At 62.8% G+C, this 20854-nt stretch carries 18 protein-coding genes; 10 read left to right on the plus strand and 8 right to left on the minus strand.

Annotated elements, in window-relative coordinates; genetic code table 11:
* Window positions 1–6: 6 nt before the first annotated feature.
* Window positions 7–1011 carry a FecCD family ABC transporter permease gene (locus IB249_RS07180; protein ID WP_192304805.1) on the plus strand — a complete coding sequence of 335 codons (1005 nt, stop codon included), beginning with the start codon at window positions 7–9 and terminating at the stop codon, window positions 1009–1011.
* On the plus strand, window positions 1008–1778 hold the full coding sequence (locus IB249_RS07185) for an ABC transporter ATP-binding protein (RefSeq protein WP_192303035.1): 771 nt from the start codon (window positions 1008–1010) through the stop codon (window positions 1776–1778). The genes IB249_RS07180 and IB249_RS07185 overlap by 4 nt, the downstream gene beginning before the upstream one ends.
* Here the strand turns inward: IB249_RS07185 and IB249_RS07190 are convergent.
* Together IB249_RS07190 and IB249_RS07195 are read right to left on the minus strand one after the other, a co-directional pair.
* A complete protein-coding gene (locus IB249_RS07190) occupies window positions 1771–2274 on the minus strand; it encodes a GNAT family N-acetyltransferase (RefSeq protein ID WP_192303036.1) in 504 nt (167 codons plus the stop codon). The two genes, IB249_RS07185 and IB249_RS07190, sit on opposite strands and share 8 nt — an antisense overlap.
* Window positions 2275–2420: 146 nt before the next feature.
* Window positions 2421–2873, minus strand: coding sequence for a hypothetical protein (locus IB249_RS07195; RefSeq protein ID WP_192303038.1), 453 nt, complete (start codon window positions 2871–2873; stop codon window positions 2421–2423).
* Between the two features lie 383 nt (window positions 2874–3256).
* On the opposite strand from IB249_RS07195, the gene IB249_RS07200 reads away from it, so the two are divergent.
* Both IB249_RS07200 and IB249_RS07205 read left to right on the plus strand, forming a co-directional pair.
* Entirely contained in the window at window positions 3257–4948 is a 1692-nt protein-coding gene (locus IB249_RS07200; RefSeq protein ID WP_192303040.1) for an Hsp70 family protein, read from the plus strand.
* 3 nt (window positions 4949–4951) lie between these two features.
* Complete coding sequence (locus IB249_RS07205; RefSeq protein ID WP_192303042.1) at window positions 4952–6310, plus strand: J domain-containing protein; 1359 nt, start codon at window positions 4952–4954, stop codon at window positions 6308–6310.
* A gap of 39 nt (window positions 6311–6349) precedes the next feature.
* Here IB249_RS07205 and yfcF read toward each other — a convergent pair whose 3' ends face one another.
* The 4 genes from yfcF to IB249_RS07225 form a co-directional block, all read right to left on the minus strand.
* Window positions 6350–6982 (minus strand): glutathione transferase, encoded by a 633-nt coding sequence (yfcF, locus tag IB249_RS07210; protein ID WP_192303044.1) that lies wholly within the window; start codon window positions 6980–6982, stop codon window positions 6350–6352.
* Between the two features lie 135 nt (window positions 6983–7117).
* Window positions 7118–8119, minus strand: a complete 1002-nt coding sequence (locus IB249_RS07215; protein ID WP_192303046.1) for an NAD(P)H-quinone oxidoreductase — start codon at window positions 8117–8119, stop codon at window positions 7118–7120.
* Window positions 8119–8454: a carboxymuconolactone decarboxylase family protein gene (locus IB249_RS07220; protein WP_192303048.1), complete on the minus strand. Its 336-nt coding sequence runs from the start codon at window positions 8452–8454 to the stop codon at window positions 8119–8121. The genes IB249_RS07215 and IB249_RS07220 overlap by 1 nt, the downstream gene beginning before the upstream one ends.
* 10 nt (window positions 8455–8464) lie before the next feature.
* Window positions 8465–9901, minus strand: coding sequence for an NAD-dependent succinate-semialdehyde dehydrogenase (locus IB249_RS07225; protein WP_192303050.1), 1437 nt, complete (start codon window positions 9899–9901; stop codon window positions 8465–8467).
* A gap of 192 nt (window positions 9902–10093) precedes the next feature.
* Here IB249_RS07225 and IB249_RS07230 point away from each other — a divergent pair, with 192 nt between their 5' ends.
* The 4 genes from IB249_RS07230 to IB249_RS07245 all read left to right on the plus strand — a co-directional run bounded on the left by IB249_RS07230 (window position 10094) and on the right by IB249_RS07245 (window position 15334).
* Window positions 10094–11023: a LysR family transcriptional regulator gene (locus IB249_RS07230; RefSeq protein ID WP_192303052.1), complete on the plus strand. Its 930-nt coding sequence runs from the start codon at window positions 10094–10096 to the stop codon at window positions 11021–11023.
* Between the two features lie 97 nt (window positions 11024–11120).
* Entirely contained in the window at window positions 11121–12203 is a 1083-nt protein-coding gene (locus IB249_RS07235; protein ID WP_192303054.1) for a bifunctional transcriptional activator/DNA repair enzyme AdaA, read from the plus strand.
* Between the two features lie 31 nt (window positions 12204–12234).
* Window positions 12235–12852, plus strand: coding sequence for a DNA-3-methyladenine glycosylase family protein (locus tag IB249_RS07240; protein ID WP_192304809.1), 618 nt, complete (start codon window positions 12235–12237; stop codon window positions 12850–12852).
* A 232-nt stretch (window positions 12853–13084) separates the two neighbouring features.
* On the plus strand, window positions 13085–15334 hold the full coding sequence (locus tag IB249_RS07245) for a TonB-dependent siderophore receptor (RefSeq protein ID WP_192303056.1): 2250 nt from the start codon (window positions 13085–13087) through the stop codon (window positions 15332–15334).
* Between the two features lie 67 nt (window positions 15335–15401).
* On the opposite strand, the gene IB249_RS07250 is transcribed toward IB249_RS07245, so the two are convergent.
* Window positions 15402–16010: a tRNA-(ms[2]io[6]A)-hydroxylase gene (locus tag IB249_RS07250; RefSeq protein ID WP_192303058.1), complete on the minus strand. Its 609-nt coding sequence runs from the start codon at window positions 16008–16010 to the stop codon at window positions 15402–15404.
* 158 nt (window positions 16011–16168) lie between these two features.
* Between IB249_RS07250 and IB249_RS07255 the strand changes: the two genes are divergently transcribed.
* Window positions 16169–17032 (plus strand): universal stress protein, encoded by an 864-nt coding sequence (locus IB249_RS07255; protein WP_192303059.1) that lies wholly within the window; start codon window positions 16169–16171, stop codon window positions 17030–17032.
* A gap of 90 nt (window positions 17033–17122) precedes the next feature.
* Here the strand turns inward: IB249_RS07255 and IB249_RS07260 are convergent, their stop codons facing one another.
* A complete protein-coding gene (locus IB249_RS07260) occupies window positions 17123–17593 on the minus strand; it encodes a DUF1289 domain-containing protein (RefSeq protein ID WP_192303061.1) in 471 nt (156 codons plus the stop codon).
* Window positions 17594–18000: 407 nt separating this feature from the next.
* Between IB249_RS07260 and acnB the strand changes: the two genes are divergently transcribed.
* Window positions 18001–20610 carry a bifunctional aconitate hydratase 2/2-methylisocitrate dehydratase gene (gene acnB / locus IB249_RS07265; RefSeq protein WP_192304811.1) on the plus strand — a complete coding sequence of 870 codons (2610 nt, stop codon included), beginning with the start codon at window positions 18001–18003 and terminating at the stop codon, window positions 20608–20610.
* The last annotated feature ends 244 nt before the right edge of the window (window positions 20611–20854 follow it).

Genomic DNA, 20854 nt, shown 5'->3' on the forward strand with positions numbered 1-20854 from the left:
GCCCGCCTGATTCGCACCCTGCTCGCGTTGTTGTTGCTGTTGATGGCGGTGCTCGCCGGGGTGGCCATCGGTGAAACGCCCATCGATCCGGGCGTGGTGCTCCAGGTGCTGGCTAACAAAGTGTGGGGCGCAGGTTACACGCTCAACCCCATCGATGAAGGCATCGTCTGGAACTACCGCCTGACCCGCGCCCTGGTGGCTGCCGCCTGCGGGGCCGGGCTGGCGACCTGCGGGGTGATCCTGCAGTCGTTGCTGCGCAACCCGTTGGCCGACCCGTATTTGCTGGGGATCAGTGCCGGCGCCTCCACCGGCGCGGTGCTGGTGGCATTGCTCGGTGTCGGGGCCGGGTTGCTGACACTGTCGGCCGGGGCATTTGTCGGGGCCATGGCCGCGTTTGCGCTGGTGGTGGTGTTGGCGCGGGTCAGCGGGTCTGCCAACGGCACCGGTCAGATCATTCTGGCGGGCATCGCCGGCTCGCAATTGTTCAATGCCCTGACGGCGTTTCTCATCACCAAGTCGGCCAGTTCCGAACAGGCGCGGGGCATTCTGTTCTGGTTGCTGGGCAACCTCAGTGGCGTGCGCTGGCCGTCGGTGTGGCTGGCAGTGCCGGTGGCCGTCGCTGGGCTGGTCGTGTGTCTGTGGCACCGGCGGGCTTTGGATGCGTTTACCTTTGGCGCCGACTCGGCAGCGTCGCTGGGGATTGCGGTACGCCGGGTGCAGTTGGTGTTGATCGGCTGTGCCGCACTGGTAACGGCGGTGATGGTGTCGATCGTTGGCTCCATCGGGTTTGTCGGGTTGGTGATTCCCCATGCCGCACGCCTGATGCTCGGCACCGGGCATTCGCGGTTGTTGCCAGCCAGTGCCCTGGGCGGTGCGCTGTTTCTGATTGCGGCGGACGTGTTGTCACGGACCTTGATCAAGGGCCAGGTGATTCCGGTCGGGGTGATTACCGCGCTGGTAGGGGCGCCGGTGTTTGCGCTGATTCTGATCGGTCGGAGGAATGCCCGATGAGTGCGTGGGTACTGAGCTGTTCCGGCCTTGGCTTTCGCGTGCGTGACGCCGAGTTGCTGAACGATATTCACCTTGAGGTGCAACTCGGCGAAACCCTGGGCATCGTCGGGCCGAATGGATCCGGCAAATCCACCTTGCTCAGACTGCTCGCCGGTTTGCGCACGCCGGCGACCGGCGAAGTCCGCCTGGGTGGCCAACGCTTGAGCGAATTGTCGCGCCGTAGCATCGCGCAGCAACTGGCGGTGGTGGAACAACAGGCCGACACGGACGAAGCCATTCGGGTGTTCGATGCCGTGGCGCTGGGCCGTACGCCCTGGCTGTCAGCCTTGAGCCCGTGGTCGGACGACGATGACGCCATCGTGCGCCAGGCTTTGCAGGACGTCGATGCCACGCACCTGCGCCAACGCACCTGGCGCAGCCTCTCCGGAGGTGAGCGCCAGCGCGTGCACATCGCACGGGCCCTCGCCCAACGCCCGCAGATCCTGCTGCTGGACGAGCCGACCAATCACCTGGATATCCAACATCAACTGGCGATCCTGAAGGGGGTGCAGTCTTTGCCGGTGACCACCCTGATCGCCTTGCATGACCTCAATCAGGCGTTGAGCTGTGACCGCCTGGCCGTGCTGGATCGGGGTCGGCTGGTGGCACTCGGCAAGCCCCTGGAGGTGCTGACGCCGCAATGTTTGCAAGACACCTTTGGCGTGCAGGCGCACTACCTGACGGACCCGTTCGACGGTGCGCCGATCTTGCGCTTGCGCTCTACCTGATAACGCGCTGCTGCATGTGGGTGGTTTGCCAGACCGGATCGGCTTCGATGTCGATGATCTCGAAACCCTGGCGAACCCAGAAGTCGATCGCGCCGGGTAGAAACGGATGGGTGTGCAGGTAGATCACCTCGACGCCATCGGCTTGCGCCAGCGCGGTCAGGGCGCGGTACAACTCGGCCGCCAGACCGCTGCGACGGAACCGCGGCAGCACGAACAGACGGACCACCTCCACCACTTTCACACCCTGGTATTTCAATTGAGAAAAGCGCCCGTCGTAAGGCCGGTAGCCCACCGCCGCGACCACTTGTCCCTCGAACCGCGCGACCAGGAAGCGGCCATCCCCGTGAAGGTAGACGGCTTCGAAATGTTCCAGGTCCGCCGGCATGCCGGCAGCGCTGAGTTTGGGAAACAGCTCGGCGCGGGCCTGGAGAGTGAAGGCCAGGACTTCGGGGATGTCGGTGACAGTAACGGGATGGAGGCTGGGGCGGTGGTTCATGCGCAGGTGACGGTTGCCAGTTCGGCCGCCCACACTAACAGATTGAGCAACACCCCACTGCGGGGTATCAGGCGACCAGCGTTTTCGTTGGCGACCTTCGCGAGCAGGCTCGCGCCCACAAAAGATCGAGTCCTGCAGGTTGGCGATCAGTTGCGGGTGGGGGCTGCGATATCGCCGCAAAAGATATCGGTGTCGCCGTCCGAGGGGGCGCTGCGCAAGACGATCGAATACCCGCCGGCCAGCAAGGTGGCCAGTGGCACCGGTGCGGTTCTGTAGAAACTCCAGCCCTTGGTGCCGGCGTCGCTTCTGGTGTTGACCTGATCGTTCAAGGCGTACGCCGTTGCCCCGGGTTGCTGGCAACTGCCCTTGTTGATGAAGGTGAAAATCCGCGGTGGCAGCAGGCTGCCGGTCGGCACGCCGGTGATGTAGACGTTGAGATTGGTTTGACTGTTCACGTCGGTCAACGTCACCCGGCCGACCTGACCCGCATTCCTGTGGGTCCCCGCCAAAGGCAGATTGACCGATTCGCTGGATGAATGGGTGCAGCCGAGCAGGCTCGTCGTGACCAGCATGACGGCCAGTATCTTGCGGGGATTCATGACAACCTCCTCCAATGATTCACATCATTGCGGATTCCATTGACGGCTCGGCGCATCGACCTTCGGGCCGTTGTTCAGGCAACTCTAGACGATCCGTTCGATAGCGCCGGCTCCTCGGACGGTCGGCGGTTCGGCAGTCAAGCCGATAAAACAATCCGACGGGATGAAGCGCATCGTCACAGGAACGACTGGAGCTCAACACGCCATTTCTGGATAATAGCCATGTGCCTCTACCGAGCATTCCCGAGACATCCCGCTCGACTCAAGCTGGCACCCGTCCTGCCGATAATCCCGGCCATGGATCTGCGTACCGGCGGTACAAATGATTGACCTGCGACCCCGGCGCCCTGTTGTCCGGCCGCGTCATTAAAGGAAAAGTGACTGTGATCATCGGCATCGACCTGGGCACCACCAACAGCCTCGTGGCGGCCTGGGATGGCGAACAAGCCCGCCTGCTTCCAAACGCCTTGGGCAACCTCCTGACGCCTAGCGTCGTTGGCCTCGACGACCAGGGTCAACTGGTCGTCGGAGACATCGCCCGCGAGCGCTTGCACACCCACCCGCACCTGACCGCGTCGCTGTTCAAGCGCTACATGGGCAGCGCCCGTGAAACCCGGCTCGGCGGACGCGCCTACCGTGCCGAAGAACTCTCGGCAATGCTCCTGCGCAGCCTCAAGGCCGACGCCGAGCGCGCCCTGGGCGTGCCTGTCCTCGAAGCGGTGATCAGCGTGCCGGCGTATTTCAGCGACGCGCAGCGCAAGGCGACGCGGATCGCCGGCGAATTGGCTGGGCTGAAAATCGAAAAGCTGATCAACGAACCGACCGCCGCCGCCCTCGCCTACGGCCTGGAACAGCGCAACGAGGCGACTTTCCTGGTGTTCGACCTCGGCGGCGGCACCTTTGACGTGTCGATCCTGGAGCTGTTCGAAGGGGTCATGGAAGTGCGCGCCAGCGCGGGGGACAACTTCCTCGGCGGTGAAGACTTCGACGACCTGCTGGTGGAGCACTTCATTGGCAAAATCGGCAAGGCTGACCTGCCCGACACCACCCTCCCCGCCATTGCCCAGCGCTTGCGCCATGAAGCGCAACAGGTTCGCCACGCCCTGGGACAGGCGCAGGTCGCACGCTTCAGCCTTCGCGAGCAATCGCGCGAATGGAGCCTCGAGCTGACCCAGGGCGACCTGGCGGAGATCACCCGCCCGCTGCTGGACCGTCTGCGCGCGCCCATCGAACGCGCCCTGCGCGACGCCCGGATCAAGGTCGCGGACCTCAACGAAATTCTCCTGGTGGGCGGCACGACGCGCATGCCGCTGGTGCGCAAGCTGGTTGCCACGCTGTTCGGGCGAATCCCGGCGATGCAGCTCAACCCGGATGAAGTGGTCGCTCAGGGAGCAGCCATTCAGGCAGCGCTTCAGGCACGCCATGCCTCCCTTGAAGAAGTGGTGCTGACCGATGTCTGCCCCTACACCCTGGGGATCGAGACCTCGGTGCAGCAAGGTGCCGGTTTCCAGAGCGGGCACTACCTGCCGATCATCGAGCGCAACACCGTGGTGCCGGTGAGCCGTTCCCGCACCGTGTTCACCCTCAGCGACAACCAGAAAGTGGTCCATCTGGGCATTTATCAGGGCGAAAGTCGGCTGGTGAGTCACAACATTTTCCTGGGGGAACTGGAAATCCCGGTGCCGCCATGCAAGGCTGGCGAAGTCGAGCTGGACGTGCGCTTCACCTACGACAACAACGGTTTGCTTGAAGCCCAGGTGCACTTGCCGATCAACGGTGAAACCCGTCGGCTGGTCATCGAGAACAACCCGGGCGTATTGGCCCCGGAGGAAATTGCCACGCGACTGGCCGCCCTGGAAGCGTTGAAAGTGCACCCCCGCGATCAGCAGATCAATACACTGCTGCTGGCCCGACTCGATCGCCTGTATCAGGAAACCCTGGGCGATGGCCGGGAGCACATTGCCAGACTGGCGCACTACTTCCAGCAGATGCTCGACACCCAGGACGAACGCCAGATCCGCGAAGCCCGCAGCGACATCAGCCAGCGCCTCGCTCATTTCGAGCGGGAGGTTTGAGCCATGAGCCACTGGCAATTGCTCGGCCTGACCGCAGATGCGGACGAACGCAGTATCAAGCGTGCCTATGCGCAACGGCTGAAAACCTGCCGCCCGGATGACGACCCCGAGGCATTCCAGCGCCTGCGCGAAGCCTACGAAACATCGCTGGCCGAGGCGCGCTGGCGCGCAGAGGCGGACGATGATGTGGTTCTTGCCCCGCTGGTCACGACCGTCGAGCAACACGACGCGCCCGTCCTCACCCTGGAGCACGTCGAGGCTCCGGCCGCCATCAGCCCTCCGCAACCGTCCCTGGATGAGATGGGACAATGGCTGGACGAAGGCAGGGAGCGCCAGGTGGTCGACGCGTTGCGCCATTGGCTGGCCAGCGAGTGGCTGCTGCCCTTCGAGCGCCGCCAGCAGTTCGATCAACACGTACTGGAGTGGCTCGAGTCCGCGCCGAACTGGTCAGCGGCCTTTTTCGAAGGCGTGTGCCAGGCCATGGGATGGGACGAAACCCAAGGCCTTTTGCCGTGCGAATACTGGCGCTGGGATCGCCTGATCCGGCGCTGCGAGATGCAAGCCATGGAGCAAACCCTGCGTGCGGACCTCGCCCGATTCGACGCCGACCCGATCCATGGACAGGCGGCCGCCCTGCTGCTCAAACCCATGAGCGATGCACAACGTCGGGGCATGGCCGATTACTTCACCGGGCTCGACTGGCAACAGTTTTCAAAATTCGCGGAAACCATCGAGTACCAGTACCCCGAGCTGCCCGAGCGCCTGGGGCTCAAGGCGCTCGACAATTGGCGCGACTGGTTGCCAGCAACGAGTTTTCGAGGGGTCTACCTTTTTCTGTGGATCGCGTTGGCGGCGCTGCTGATCGCTTCCCTGCTGTCGAGCGTGTCCAAGAGGGATGGGGTGGTCGTCGCACTGGTCCCGCTGTTCCTGCCGGCTTTGATGTGGCTGGGCATGAAAGCCTACGAGTTCTGGTCCACAGGCGCCGTGTTTGCGGGTTCGCTGGATGTGCGGCTGAGTCATTGGTTACTACCGCGCAGTCTGTACCGGCAAGGCGCCGGTCTGCTGGTGCTGCGCCACCTGCTCCCCAGCGCAGTGCCGGCGGCCTTGGCGTTCTCATGGTCAGGCAATGTGCCGTGGCTACGCTGGGTGAGCCCCGTGGTGGTCTTCCTCGGCACGCTGTACTTCACCAATGCAGCGCTGCGCGGCGGCAAACCCTCGATGTGGACACGGGCCTCACGCGCGATCAAGCTGAAGATGGGGCGCTTGCCTTGGCACCTGCTCAAGCGCGAAGGCCTCCTGGTGTTGGTCGCCGTGGCGGCGATGGCGGTGTGGGTGTATTCAAAAATGACGGTTGTGGTTTAGGGCCGGCATGCCGGCCTTCAACCCAGCCACCGCGCGCGCTTACAACGCCGGACGCTGCAACCCCACCCATGCCTGCACGCTGGGTCGCTGCCATTGGCGCTGTGCATAGTCCACCAGCGCAGTTGGCACGGGATCGCCGTTGAGGATCAGCCGGTTGAGCATCACGGCCAGGTCGACGTCGGCAATCGACCACTCACCGAACAGGTACTCGCGGTTGCCGGCCAGCAGCGCTTGCGCGGCGTCGATCAGTTTGTTCGCGGCGGATTCGGCAGACGGCGACAACGGGCCGTATGTCTGTCCGTAAAACACCACCAGGGTGGACCGCTCCTGGCGAATCGGCAGCAGGTCGCTGCGCAGCCAGGCCTGGACTTGCCGTGCCTTAGCGCGCTGCCTGGGGTCTTGAGGATAGACCGGCACCTGGGGGAAGACCTCTTCCAGGTACTCGGTGATCGCCGAGGATTCGGACAGCGCGAAGCCGCCCTGCACCAGCGTCGGCACGCGCCGGGTCAATGACAGGTTGGCGTAATCCACGGTCTGGTTTTCGCTGGCATCGAGGTCCAGTGGCTTGATCTCGAAATCGATGCCCTTTTCGCGAAGCACCACGAATGCCGACAGGGCATAAGGGCTGGTGAATTGAGCGTCTACGTACAGGCGCAGCGGGGAATGGTTCACGGCGGTCATCTCCATATGCATGAGCCCGCTACGCTACGAGATCCGCCGCTACAAATGAAATGGATGATTTTCATGGGCGTATTCCCGTGCGGAATACGCCAGTGCCCCCGGGATCGGGGGCACCTTGCGCAGCATCTAAACCAGGTCCTGAGGCTGCATCGTCAGGATGATCTTGCCGACGTTTTGCGCCGACTCCATTTTGCGATGGGCATCGGCGGCACGCGAAAGCGGGTACGTGCTGTCGACCACCGGCTCCAGGCTGCCACCGCCTTCGAAGCGATCCAGCCAGTGCTCGCGGAAGCGCTTGATCATGGCGTGTTTCTCCGGCTGGGTACGGGACTTCATCACCGTGCCGATGATTTGCAGGTGGCGGTACAGGATGTCCTCCAGCTTCAGCGCCACGTTGCCGCCGCCACCGAGAATCCCTACCTGGACCAGCCGGCCGCCGTTGGCCAGTGAAGCGAGGTTTCGGGCGAAATAAGGTTCGCCGACAAAGTCGATGATCGCGTCGACACCGCGCCCATTGGTTTTGCTCGCGATGACCTCGGCGAAATCCTCAGCCTTGTAGTCGATGGCCACATCGGCTCCCAGGTGCTCGACACGGGAAATCTTGCTGCCCTCGGTGGTCGCGTATACGGTGGCGCCCGTGGCGTAGGCCAGTTGCACGGCGGCGGAGCCGACACCGCCTGCGGCGGCGTGGATCAATACCGAGTCACCGGCCTTGAGTCGCGCCAGGTGCATCATCGCTTCATGAGCGGTGACGAACACCTCGGGAATCGCCGCCGCATGCACGTAGTCCAGCTCAGCGGGAATCGGCATGGCCATGCGGTAATCGATGCGCGCCAGCTCGGCGTAAGCGCCACCCCCGACAACGCCCATCACGCGATCCCCGATTTCGTAGCCCGTGACGGCGCTGCCCTTTTCGATCACTTCGCCAGCGATCTCCAGGCCGATGATCAGCGAGTCGCCGAAATTGGGGTGGCCGTAGCCACCGGTGCGATGGGTCAGGTCCGCTCGATTGACGCCGGCGGCATACACGCGCACCAGCAGGTCGGTGGGACGCACTTGCGGGGCGGCAACGTCCGTCAGTTCAAGGACATCGGCGTCGCCGAAGGCAGCAAAGGTAATGGCTTTCATCACTGATTGACCTGCGATGCGTTGAGTGTGGCGTTGGCGATGGCCGACGCGGTGATGGCGGCGGGGAAACCGGCGTAGAACGCCAAGTGAGTGATCGCTGCAGAGATTTCGTCCAGGGTGACGCCATTGCTGACGGCACGGCGCAAGTGCGCAGGCAATTCTTCGGAGTGCCCGCCGGCAATCAGCACGGCGACGGTGATCAGGCTGCGGTCGCGCGGCGACAGTGCCGGGTCGCTCCAGATCTGCGGGTACAGCGTCGAGTCGACGAACTGCGAGAGCTTGGGAGTGAACGCCCTGGCGGCTTCGCGTGGGCTGCTGAAGTTGATGGCTGACATGTGGGTGTCCTCAGATCTGGCTGATGAATTTGTGGGTCAGGTAGTGTTCGATGCCTTCAATGCCGCCCTCGGAGCCGTGACCGCTCTCCTTCAGGCCGCCGAAGGGCAGTTCAGTGGCGACGATGCGGTATTGGTTGATCCCGATCATGCCGGCCTCCAGACCGTCGGCAACGTCGATGGCGGTGCGGGCGTTGCTGGTGAAGGCATAGGCCGACAGCCCGTAAGGCAGCCGATTGGCCTCGGCCAGGCCGTCTGCCAGCCCCTCGAACGGCATCAGGATGGCGATGGGGCCGAAGGGTTCTTCGTGCATGACCCGAGCGTCCATCGGCACCTCCGCCAAAACGGTCGGCGCGAAGAAGTAGCCCTGCCCCGGCAGGCGTTCGCCACCGGCCAGCACCCGTGCGCCCTTGGCGACGGCGTCATCCACCAGTTCCTGCATCTTGGCCAGTTGCCGTGGATTGGCCAGGGGGCCGACCTGGGTGTGAGGGTGCAGGCCGTTACCGATGCGCAGTGCGTTCGTGGCCTCGACAAAATGTTCGACGAAGCGCTCGTAGGCACCGCGCTGGATCAGGAACCGGGTTGACGAGATACACACCTGGCCCGTGCCACGGAAGCGGTTGGCAACGCCTTCCACGGCGGCCTTCCTGATGTCGGCATCGGCAAACACCAGCACCGGCCCGTGACCGCCCAGTTCCAGGGTGATCGGCTTGACGCCTTCCGCGGCCCTGGCCGACAGCAGGCGGCCGATCGGTACGGAACCGGTAAACGTCACCTTGCGAATGACCGAAGACGCGATCAGGTGGCTGGACACCTGATCCGGTACGCCGAACACCACTTGCAGAACGCCTTTGGGCAAGCCCGCATCGTCCAGCGCACGGGCAAGCGCCAATGCCGTGGAAGGGCTTTCTTCGCCAGGCTTGAGAATCACGCTGCACCCGGCCGCCAGGGCCGCCGACAACTTGCGGGCCGGGGTAATGGCCGGAAAGTTCCAGGGCGTGAACGCCGCCACCGGGCCGATCGCCTGGCGCTTGACCAGTTGCAGGACACCCGGGCGGTTGCTCGGCACGACACGACCATCGATGCGGCGAGCGCTTTCGGCAAACCACTCGAAATACTCGGCGGCCCGGGTGACTTCGTCCATGGCCTCGCCAATCGGCTTGCCCTCTTCGAGCGTCATCTGCGCAGCGATATGCGGTACGCGCTCCAGAATCAGGTCGGCGGCGCGCTTCAACACTTTGGCGCGCTGGTCAGGCACGGTCTTGCGCCAGACGTCGAAACTGCGTTGAGCCACTTCCAGGGCATGATCCAGATCGCCAGCGGTGGCCAGCGGCACCCGTCCGATTTCGTTCTCAGTGGCCGGATTGACGACCGCAGCCGTGTTGCGGCCTTCAGTGCCGATCCATTCACCGCCGATGAAAAGGTAGAGCGAGTCATAGGGCGTGTTCATACAGGAGACCTTCTTTGGATTGTCGGGGTCGGTGCCGGCTCAGGCGGCCCGTGCAATCCAGTCTATGGAGGAAGGCTCTGTTGATTTAGCGGTCCTGGAGGGAATGATTGTTGTGCTCAGAGGGAAGATCGCCTTTAAATACCCGTGGATTCTCACAACCCGTGCGATCAATGCAGCCTTGGGCAGGTAGCGATGGACAAGCTTTCGAATATGTCGGTGTACGTCAAAGTCGTGGAGATGGGCAGCTTCACGGCGGTGGCCAACCATCTCGACTCGACCGTCGGCAACGTATCCCGCTCGGTGTCCGCGCTCGAACAGATGCTGGACACCCGTCTGCTGCAACGCTCGACCCGACGCCTGTCGGTCACCGATGCGGGCCGACGCTTTTACGACCGCTGTACGGCGATCCTGGCCGACCTGGATAACGCCGAAGCCGAAGCGCGCAATGCGCTGCTTGAACCAAGGGGCACGCTGCGTGTGCATTGCGTTCCGGGCCTGGCGCGGCAACTGGTGACGGGCGCGGTACTTGAATACCGCACGGCACATCCGCAGGTCACCGTCGACCTGATGTTGTCCCAGCGGATGCCGAACCTGCTGGAAGACCAGTTGGACGTGTCGATCCTGATTGCCCGGACCCTGCCCGATTCGGCGTATGTCAGCCAGAAGATCGGCGTCAGCCATTGCGTGCTGGTCGCCTCCCCCGAGTACCTGGCCCGGCATCCCGCGCCCCGGGAGCCGGAAGATCTCAGGGACCACCAGTGCCTGTTGCTGGGCACCGTCGATTACGTGCGCGATGAATGGCAGCTCGAGGGCCGCAACGGCAAAGCGACGTATGTGCCCACCGGACCCAGTTTCAGCGTGAACGACATGGACGCCATGTCGTTCGCCGTGCAGCAAGGCGCCGGGATCGGTTTGATGGCCGGTTTCTCGGCCATTGATGACCTGCGCTCGGGGAAACTGGTGCGTGTGCTGCCCGACTATCACACCCACGAGCGCAACGTGTATGCCGTCTACACCTCGCGCCAGTTCGTCGATGCCAAGATCACCCGGTTTATCGAGACCCTGAAATCGCGCGTGGGGGATCAACTGGCCGCCACGGCCACCGAGCTGATCGGTCAATGACGGCGGGCAGAGCCCTGCCCACTGCACGGTCCGGATCGGAAAGTTCGCTGTCGATTTTCCGGTGGAGGCGTGCCCCGGCGCGGCTTATGCTCAACCCATGAACCTACAAAACCCGATGCTCCCGCCCCACGCCGAGATGGTTCGCGCCATGCTCGAGCGCGACACCACCTACGAGGGGGTGTTTTTCACAGCCGTCAAAACCACCGGCATCTTCTGCCGCCCCAGTTGCACGGCGCGCAAGCCCAAGCCGGAGAACGTCGAATTCTTCGCCCATGCCGATGAATGCCTGTCCGCCGGTTACCGCGCCTGCCTGCGCTGCAAACCGCTGGACGCGGCCGCCATCGCGCCAGACTGGGTGCAGGCGCTGCTCAAGGCCGTGGATGCCGAGCCCGACCAGCGCTGGAGCGATGCCCAACTGTTGGCCGAGGGCATCGAGCCCTTGAAGCTGCGGCGCTGGTTCAAGCAGCATTTCGGCATGACCTTCCATGCCTGGCTGCGCACCCGACGCCTGGGCATGGCGTTGGGCGGGATCAAACAGGGCGACTCCATCGATGGCGCGGCATTCGATTCAGGTTACGAGTCCCTGAGCGGTTTTCGCGACGCCTTTCAGAAGTCCTTCCACATCACACCCGGCCGTGCGGCCAACAGTGAGCCATTGCTGTTCACGCGCCTGACCACCCCCCTGGGGCCAATGATCGCCATGGCCGAACGGCGCGGCCTGGTGCTGCTGGAGTTTCTCGACCGGCCCGCATTGACCCGGGAAGTCGAAGCCCTGCAAAACCGTCATGGCTATGCGGTGGCGCCCGGGCATAACAGCCACTTGCAGCAAATCGAGGATGAACTGGCACGTTATTTTGCCGGCCAACTGACCGGGTTCAAGGTGCCGCTGCACCTGCCCGGCAGCGAGTTTTCCCGGCAGGTGTGGGCTGAACTGCTGAAAATCCCCTACGGCCAGACCAGCACCTACGGCACCCTCGCCGCACGGTTGGGCAAGCCGGGGGCCAGCCGTGCCGTGGGCCTGGCCAACGGGCATAATCGCATTTCCATCGTCGTGCCCTGCCACCGGGTGATCGGCGCCGACGGTTCGTTGACCGGTTACGGTGGCGGACAGGCGCGCAAGGCGTTTCTGCTGCGGCTGGAAAACGCGGCGCTGCAAGTCACCCGGCAACTGGCGTTCTAATCAACCGGAAAGGAAATATCGTCTGAGCACCCTGCCCGATCCTTATCAGCCGGCGAGCGAATGGCTGGCCAGCATCGACACCGACTGGGCCCGTCATATCGCGGCCGTCGGCCCCTGCCTGCACCAGCCGCACCCGGCCCGCGCGCCCTATGAGTCGCTGGTGCGGGCGATTGCCTATCAGCAACTGCATGCCAGGGCCGGGGACGCGATCGTCGGCCGGCTAGTGGCGCTGTTTCCAGCGCTGACCTTTCCCGGGCCCGAGCAGATGCTCGCGACCACGTTCGATCAACTGCGCGCCTGCGGTTTTTCCGCGAGCAAGATCACCACCCTCCAAGGCATTGCCCAGGCGACGCTGGACGGCGTGGTGCCCGACTACGCGACAGCGCGGGCGATGGACGATGAAGCGCTGATCGAACGCCTGGTGACCCTGCGCGGCGTCGGGCGCTGGACCGTCGAGATGTTGCTGATCTACAGCCTGGAGCGGATGGACATTCTGCCGGCCGATGACTTTGGGGTGCGTGAGGGCTATCGGCGCTTGAAGGGCCTCGCGGTACAACCCACCCGCAAGCAGATGCAGGAGATCGGGCTGGCGTGGCGACCGTATCGAACGGTGGCGGCCTGGTACTTGTGGCGGGTGCCCAACCGCTAGACCCGGTTATCGGTCATCGCGAGCGAGCCCACTCCCACATTGACTGCGCCGTCCCCGCAGGAGCGGGCTTGCCCGCGAAGGCCTCACCAAGATCGCCCAAGTATCCGCCCGGTCGCAGCAACAATCGAAGGAAAGCAGTTTTTTCGCCCCCGGCAGTTCCCCTTTGCGTTTTTCGTTCGGTTAACCCTCAGAAGCATTCACTTTCCGAACGATCCGATACCAAGGGACCTCCATGTCGCACCTTCTCGCCGCGCGTTTTCGCTTCGCCCTGCGCCCCCTGGCGCTGGCCTTTCCGGCCGCCCTGCTGAGCCTCGCCTCCACCGCCCACGCCGCCGAAACGGCGAACAGCAAAACCGCGACCGGGGAAGACGGCGCACTGCAACTCGGCGCGACCAACATTTCCGCCCAGGCCTTGGGCGCGACCACCGAGGGCACTCACTCCTACACCACCGGTGCGACCTCATCGGCCACCGGCCTGTCCCTGTCGCCGCGCGAAACACCCCAATCGGTCACCGTAGTGACTCGTCAGCAGATGGACGACCAGGGTGTGCAGAGTGTCAGCGACGCCTTGCGCAATACCCCCGGCGTCTCGACGCAAAAGTACGACAGCGACCGTACCGAGTTTTCCGCCCGTGGCTTTGCCATCACCAACTTCCAGTACGACGGGGTCAACCAGCCGTACGATGGCGTCTACGGGGAAAACCCCAACAACGGCGATGATGCGGCGAGCCTCGATCGCATCGAAGTGATCAAAGGTGCGACCGGCCTGATGACCGGCTCGGGCGACCCGGCCGCCACCGTCAACCTCATCCGCAAGAAACCGACCCGGGAATTCAAGGCGTCGATCAGCGGCACGGTGGGCTCCTGGGACAACTACCGCACCACCGGCGACATTTCCGGGCCGTTGAATGACAGCGGCAGCGTGCGGGGCCGCTTTGTCGGCTCGTATCAGGACAAAAACTCGTACATCGATCACTACAGCCAGAAGAAGGACCTGTATTACGGCATTCTTGAAGCCGACCTGACGGACGACACCTTGCTGACCTTCGGCATCGACAAGTCCAGCACCACACCACGGGGCAGCTCCTGGACCGGCAACAGCGTGTACTTCGCCGACGGTGGTCGCACCGATTTCCCCCGCAGTTTCAACCCGGGCGCCGACTGGAGCCGCCGCGACTTCGACACCGTGACGTACTTCTCGTCGCTGGAACAGGCCCTGGCCAACGACTGGAAACTCAAGGTCAGCCTGAACCAGAAAACCACCGACCACGATACGCGGCTGGCGTCTGCCAGCGGCGGCGCTCCCGACCGGGCAACCGGTGAAGGCATGTCGTTCTATTGGGGTCGCTGGGAAGGTCATCGCGTGCAGAATACGGCGGACGTAAACGTCTCCGGCCCCTTCACCCTGGGCGGGCGCGAACACGAACTGGTCGCCGGGTTCATGACCTCCCATGCACGCCAGACCGGCGCGACATTCGACAGCTTTATCCCCGGTGCCGGCGGGGTGCCCGGCAGCATCTACGACTGGAACGGCGATGTGGCGGAACCGGATTTCCCCAAGAATGGCAAGTACCAGCGCACCACCAGCCAGAACGGTGCCTACCTGGCCACACGCCTGCGCCCGACCGATGATTTGTCGTTCATCCTTGGCACCCGCGTCAGCACCTTCAAGTACAACGAGGATTACCGCTACTACCCCGGCGCCGGTCAGGTCGACACCCAGACCAGCTACAAGGAGCACGGTGTGGTCACGCCTTACGCCGGTGTGGTCTATGACCTGAACGAGACCTACTCGGCCTACGCCAGCTACACCAACATCTACCAGCCGCAAACCTACAAGGATGCGGCGGGCTCCACCCTGAAGCCGGTTGAAGGCAACAGCTACGAGACCGGCCTGAAGGCGGCCTACCTTGAGGGCAAGCTGAATGCCAGCCTGGCCTACTTCCAGATCGAACAGGAAAACGTCGCGCAATACGTCACCACCGATGGCACCGGGCAAGACGTGTACGAAGCCATCCCCGGCGCCAAGACCAAAGGCATCGAACTGGAACTGGCCGGCGAGCTGGCCGATGGCTGGAACCTGTCGGCCGGCTACACCTATGCCCGCACCCGCGACAAGGACTCGCAGCGCATCTACGGTTATCCGCTGGCCACCACCAAACCGGAACACCTGGTGCGTACGTTCACCACGTACCGTTTGCCGGGCGCGCTGGACAAGGTCACCGTCGGTGGCGGCATCAGTTGGCAAAGCGCGTTCTACGGCCAGAGCAGCAGCCCCGTCGAAGGTGCCACCTCACTCAAGCAAGGCGGCTACACCCTGGTCGACCTGATGACCCGCTATCAGTACAACCAGCACTTGAGCTTCACGGCCAACGCCAACAACGTATTCGACAAGAAATACATGAGCGGCCTGGGCAACTTCGGCACCACCTTCTATGGCGAGCCGCGCAACCTGATGCTGACCACGCGCTGGGATTTCTGAGTGGCTGTCGTCGGTTGATCCGCCATCGCCGGCAAGTCGGCGATGGCGGCCAAAAACACAAAGCCGGTCAGTTGGCGGCCGGTACGCCACTGTGGAAACGGAATTCCACGTCCGGGGATTCGATCAGTTCCTTTTCGGCAGCGCGCACGCGCTCGATCACCTGAGCGATGTCCCTGGCGTCACCGTACTGGTAGGCGAGTTTCAGGTAACCCTGGAAATGCCGGGCTTCGCTTTTCAGCAGGCCGAAATAGAACTTGCCCAGTTCTTCGTCCAGGTGCGGCACCAGGGCTTCGAAACGCTCGCAACTGCGGGCCTCGATGAACGCACCGACCACCAGCGTATCCACCAGCTTGACCGGCTCGTGGCTACGCACCACTTTGCGCAGGCCCGAAGCGTATCGCCCGGCGGACAACTGACGCAGTTCGACCTTGCGCTTCTTCATCAGGCGCATGACTTGCTCGTGATGCACCAACTCTTCCCTGGCCAGGCGCGACATCATATTGATAAGGTCGACATGGGAATGGTATTTGGCGATCAGGCTCAATGCCGTGCTGGCAGCCTTGAATTCGCAGTTCTTGTGGTCGATCAGCAGCGTTTCCTGATCGGCAAGCGCGGCCCGGACCCAGCCGTCGGGGGTGCGGCAGCCAAGGAACTCGTGAATTTCGGGAAGGATCATGGGGTTCACGCAGATAAAGGGTTCAATCGAAGGGCGCCGATTATACCGGCCCGTCGACAGACCACCAGCCGTGACCGTTGATATGCATCAAGTCCCGGATACGCGACCAGCAACTATAGTTGTTCAACGCCGCTTTTTACTTCCTGGAGATCCCGATCATGCAAGCCATTCGCAGCATTCTGGTGGTCATCGAGCCCGAACACTCGGAAAGCCTGGCGCTCAAACGGGCGAAATTGATTGCCGGCGTGACCCAGGCGCACCTGCATCTGCTGGTCTGTGATCGCAAGCATGACCACAGCGCCATGCTCAGCGTGCTCAAGGCCGCGCTGATCCAGGACGGCTACAGCGTCACCACCGAGCAAGCCTGGAACGAGACCCTGCAGGAAACCATCGTCGATGTGCAGCAGGCCGAAGGCTGCGGCCTGGTGATCAAGCAGCACTTCCCGGACAGCCCGTTGAAAAAGGCGCTGCTGACCCCGGCGGACTGGAAGCTGCTGCGCTCCTGCCCCACCCCGGTGCTGCTGGTGAAAACCTCGAAACCCTGGACCGGCGGCGTCATCCTGGCGGCCGTCGACGTGGGCAATACCGACGGCGAACACCGGACCCTGCACGCCACCCTCATCGATCACGGCTACGACATCGCCAGCCTGGCCAAGGCAAGCCTGCACGTGATCAGCGCTCACCCGTCGCCGATGCTGTCGGCGGCCGATCCGTCGTTGCAGCTCAGCGAAACCATCGAGGCGCGTTATCGCGAGCAGTGCAAAGCGTTCCAGGCCGAGTTCGACATCGACGATGCGCACCTGCACATCGAGGAAGGCCCGGCGGACGTATTGATTCCGTTCATGGCCCACAAGCTGCAAGCGGCGGTGACCGTGATTGGCACGGTGGCCCGGTCCGGGCTATCGGGGGCGTTGATCGGCAATACCGCTGAAGTGGTGCTGGATGCGCTGGAGAGCGATGTGCTGGTGCTGAAACCGGATGAGGTGATGGACCATCTTGAAGAGGTGGTTTCCCATCATTGACTTCAGAGCCGGATCGACGGCTTTCGCGAGCAGGCTCGCCTCCACAGGGACAGGTGTTCCAATGTGGCAGCGAGCCTGCTCGCGATGCTCTCAGCCGCCGAAGGCATCCTTGAGGAACCCGGGCGCAATGTAGCGCTGGTAATGCGCCTCGGAGAGCAGGAAGAACTCCCGATCGATCGCATCACGCAGCTCCGGCAGGTTCCAGTCGCGGAACTCCGGCAGCAAGACCATCCCATAGGCGTCCAGATTGTTGATCACTCTCGCGCCCCGGGCGATCAACTGGTAAGCCCAGCAATATTCCGACTGATGCGGCACGAAGCGGATCTTGCGCTGCTCCAGCTGCTGGCGCAGGCGATCGCGATCAAAAACCTCGAGCTTGGCGGCCATCACCTGAGACAACAATTGCTCCAGGCGCAGCCAGACCGCGCGTTTTTCCTCCTCGTTGTAACCGTTCCAGTTGATCACCTCGTGGTGGAAACGCTTGCAGCCACGGCAGACCAGGTCACCGTAAACAGTGGAGCAAAGGCCGACGCAGGGGGTCTTGATGGTCTGATTGGGCATAGGTCAACAAAGCAAGGGGCGGCAGGACAGGCGGGCATGTTAGCCCTTTGTCTAACATTCATCACCCCTCAAAGTTCAGGGGCTAACTTACCTTTAATTGTTTTTTGCCGTAGAATCGGCCTGCCTTTTTAGGCGCCAATGTCCGTAAGAAGCTGTTTTCAAAGCGTCACGAGCACAGTCGTTCCTTCAGAGCGGTGTTGGCGAAGGGTTTTTCCAGCGGGGAAACGCCCAACGCCAACCCTCATCAGCTCCCGTTCTGCAGGCGTAAAACTTTGAAAGCAGCTTCTGTAAGGAATGTCCGGTAATTCTGGCTAAGTGGCTCACAACGCCATGCAGCGCATGAGTACGGCCATTTCGGGATGAGCGTCCCGGACACCCATTTGGGACCACTGATGAGGGTAATAACTGTGCTTGAAGCCTACCGCAAACATATCGAAGAGCGCGCAGCACTGGGTATCGTTCCCCAGCCGCTTAACGCCGAACAAACTGCAGGCCTGGTCGAGCTGCTGAAGAATCCCCCGGCTGGCGAAGAAGCTTTCCTCGTTGACCTGATCACCAATCGCGTACCCCCAGGAGTGGACGAAGCCGCCTACGTCAAGGCCGGCTTTCTCTCCGCACTGGCCAAGGGCGAAGTCACCTCCCCTCTGCTGGACAAGAAGCGCGCTGTAGAACTGCTCGGCACCATGCAGGGCGGCTACAACATCGTGACCCTGGTTGAACTGCTGGACAACGCCGAACTGGCGCCAGTGGCCGCCGAAGAACTCAAGCACACCCTGCTGATGTTCGATGCCTTCCACGACGTGGCTGAAAAAGCCAAGAACGGCAACGTTCACGCCAAGGCCGTGCTGCAATCCTGGGCTGAAGGCGAGTGGTTCAAGAAGCGCCCTGTACTGGCCGACAAGATCAGCCTGCGCGTATTCAAGGTCACCGGCGAAACCAACACCGACGACCTGTCCCCTGCTCCGGACGCCTGGTCCCGCCCGGACATCCCGCTGCACGCCCTGGCCATGCTGAAAATGGCTCGCGACGGCATCGTGCCTGACGAGCAAGGCAAGACCGGCCCGATGAAGCAGATCGAAGAAATGCGCGGCCAAGGTTTCCCGATCGCCTACGTCGGTGACGTGGTCGGTACCGGTTCCTCGCGTAAATCCGCGACCAACTCGGTGCTGTGGTTCTTCGGCGACGACATCCCTTACGTACCGAACAAGCGTGCCGGCGGCTTCTGCTTCGGCAGCAAGATCGCTCCGATCTTCTACAACACCATGGAAGATGCGGGCGCACTGCCGATCGAGTTCGACGTATCCAACATGAACATGGGCGACGTGATCGACCTGTACCCGCATGCTGGCAAAGTCTGCAAGCACGGTACCGACGAAGTCATCACCACCTTCGAAATGAAGACCCCTGTGCTGTTGGACGAAGTCCGTGCCGGCGGTCGTATCCCGCTGATCATCGGCCGTGGCCTGACCGAGAAGGCTCGCGCCGAGCTGGGTCTGCCGGCATTCGACCTGTTCAAGAAGCCTGAAGCCCCGGCCGAAAGCACCAAGGGTTTCACCCTGGCGCAGAAAATGGTCGGCAAGGCTTGCGGCCTGGCAGAAGGCAAAGGCGTTCGTCCTGGCACCTACTGCGAACCGAAGATGACCACCGTGGGCTCCCAGGACACCACCGGTCCAATGACCCGTGATGAACTGAAAGACCTGGCGTGCCTGGGCTTCTCCGCTGATCTGGTGATGCAGTCGTTCTGCCACACCGCGGCCTATCCAAAGCCGATCGACGTGACCACCCACCACACCCTGCCCGACTTCATCATGACCCGCGGCGGCGTTTCCCTGCGTCCGGGCGACGGCATCATCCACTCGTGGCTGAACCGCATGCTGCTGCCGGACACCGTCGGTACCGGTGGCGACTCGCACACCCGTTTCCCGATGGGCATCTCGTTCCCGGCCGGTTCGGGCCTGGTCGCGTTCGCAGCCGCCACCGGCGTCATGCCGCTGGATATGCCGGAATCGATCCTGGTGCGTTTCAAGGGCAAGATGAAACCTGGCATCACCCTGCGTGACCTGGTTCATGCCATTCCTTACTTCGCCATCCAGAATGGCCTGCTGACCGTCGAGAAGAAAGGCAAGAAAAACGCCTTCTCCGGCCGCATCCTGGAAATCGAAGGCCTGGAAGGCCTGACGCTGGAACAGGCTTTCGAGCTGTCCGACGCGTCGGCTGAACGTTCGGCTGCCGGTTGCACCATCAAGCTGTCGAAAGAATCGATCACCGAGTACCTGCAATCCAACATCACCCTGCTGCGCTGGATGATCGGCGAAGGCTACGGCGATGCACGTACCCTGGAACGTCGTGCCCAGGCGATGGAAGCCTGGATCGCCAACCCGCAGCTGATGGAAGCCGATGCCGACGCCGAATACGCCGAAGTCATCGAAATCGACCTGGCCGACATCAGCGAGCCAGTGCTCTGCGCGCCGAACGATCCGGACGACGCCCGTCTGCTGTCCAGCGTTGCTGGCGAGAAGATCGACGAAGTGTTCATCGGCTCGTGCATGACCAACATCGGTCACTTCCGCGCTGCCGGCAAGTTGCTGGATCAGGTCAAGGGTCAGCTGCCAACCCGTCTGTGGCTGTCGCCGCCGACCAAGATGGACGCTCACCAACTGACCGAAGAAGGCTACTACGGCATCTACGGCAAGGCTGGCGCACGCATGGAAATGCCGGGCTGCTCGCTGTGCATGGGTAACCAGGCACGCGTAGAGCCGAACTCGACCGTCGTGTCGACTTCGACCCGTAACTTCCCGAACCGTCTGGGTGACGGCGCGAACGTCTACCTGGCTTCGGCCGAGCTGGCGTCCGTGGCTTCCATCCTGGGTCGCCTGCCGACCGTCGAGGAGTACATGGAATACGCTGGCAAGATCGACAGCATGGCGGCCGATGTCTACCGCTACCTGTCCTTCGACCAGATTGCCGAGTTCCGTGAAGCAGCAGCGAACGCCAAGATCCCGGTCGTTCAAGCCTAACGCTACCCTGCAATGAAAAACGCCGCCCATCGTGAGATGAGCGGCGTTTTTTTATGCCTTCAACAACAGAGCCCTGTGGGAGCTGGCTTGCCAGCGATGGCGGTCTTGTAGGCGACCCTGTTTTTTTTGGGTGTACATATCCGTTGTTGTGGTAACGGCTGCTTAGGGTTCCGCTCTTACAGCGGGTTACTTGGAAAAGCCTGCGCGGCCCGACGCCAAGTAACCAAGCGCTTTTATCCCCTGA

The organism is Pseudomonas sp. PDM04, from assembly GCF_014851765.1.
In the GTDB taxonomy this organism is placed as follows: Bacteria; Pseudomonadota; Gammaproteobacteria; order Pseudomonadales; family Pseudomonadaceae; genus Aquipseudomonas.

Excerpts from the sequence above, each read along its gene's own strand:
- IB249_RS07185 (WP_192303035.1), top strand. The coding sequence starts at position 1,008 with ATGAGTGCGTGGGTACTGAGCTGTTCCGGCCTTGGCTTTCGCGTGCGT.
- IB249_RS07190 (WP_192303036.1), bottom strand. The coding sequence starts at position 2,274 with ATGAACCACCGCCCCAGCCTCCATCCCGTTACTGTCACCGACATCCCC.
- IB249_RS07195 (WP_192303038.1), bottom strand. The coding sequence starts at position 2,873 with ATGAATCCCCGCAAGATACTGGCCGTCATGCTGGTCACGACGAGCCTG.
- IB249_RS07205 (WP_192303042.1), top strand. The coding sequence starts at position 4,952 with ATGAGCCACTGGCAATTGCTCGGCCTGACCGCAGATGCGGACGAACGC.
- IB249_RS07215 (WP_192303046.1), bottom strand. The coding sequence starts at position 8,119 with ATGAAAGCCATTACCTTTGCTGCCTTCGGCGACGCCGATGTCCTTGAA.
- IB249_RS07220 (WP_192303048.1), bottom strand. The coding sequence starts at position 8,454 with ATGTCAGCCATCAACTTCAGCAGCCCACGCGAAGCCGCCAGGGCGTTC.
- IB249_RS07225 (WP_192303050.1), bottom strand. The coding sequence starts at position 9,901 with ATGAACACGCCCTATGACTCGCTCTACCTTTTCATCGGCGGTGAATGG.
- IB249_RS07230 (WP_192303052.1), top strand. The coding sequence starts at position 10,094 with ATGGACAAGCTTTCGAATATGTCGGTGTACGTCAAAGTCGTGGAGATG.
- IB249_RS07235 (WP_192303054.1), top strand. The coding sequence starts at position 11,121 with ATGAACCTACAAAACCCGATGCTCCCGCCCCACGCCGAGATGGTTCGC.
- IB249_RS07245 (WP_192303056.1), top strand. The coding sequence starts at position 13,085 with ATGTCGCACCTTCTCGCCGCGCGTTTTCGCTTCGCCCTGCGCCCCCTG.
- IB249_RS07250 (WP_192303058.1), bottom strand. The coding sequence starts at position 16,010 with ATGATCCTTCCCGAAATTCACGAGTTCCTTGGCTGCCGCACCCCCGAC.
- IB249_RS07255 (WP_192303059.1), top strand. The coding sequence starts at position 16,169 with ATGCAAGCCATTCGCAGCATTCTGGTGGTCATCGAGCCCGAACACTCG.
- IB249_RS07260 (WP_192303061.1), bottom strand. The coding sequence starts at position 17,593 with ATGCCCAATCAGACCATCAAGACCCCCTGCGTCGGCCTTTGCTCCACT.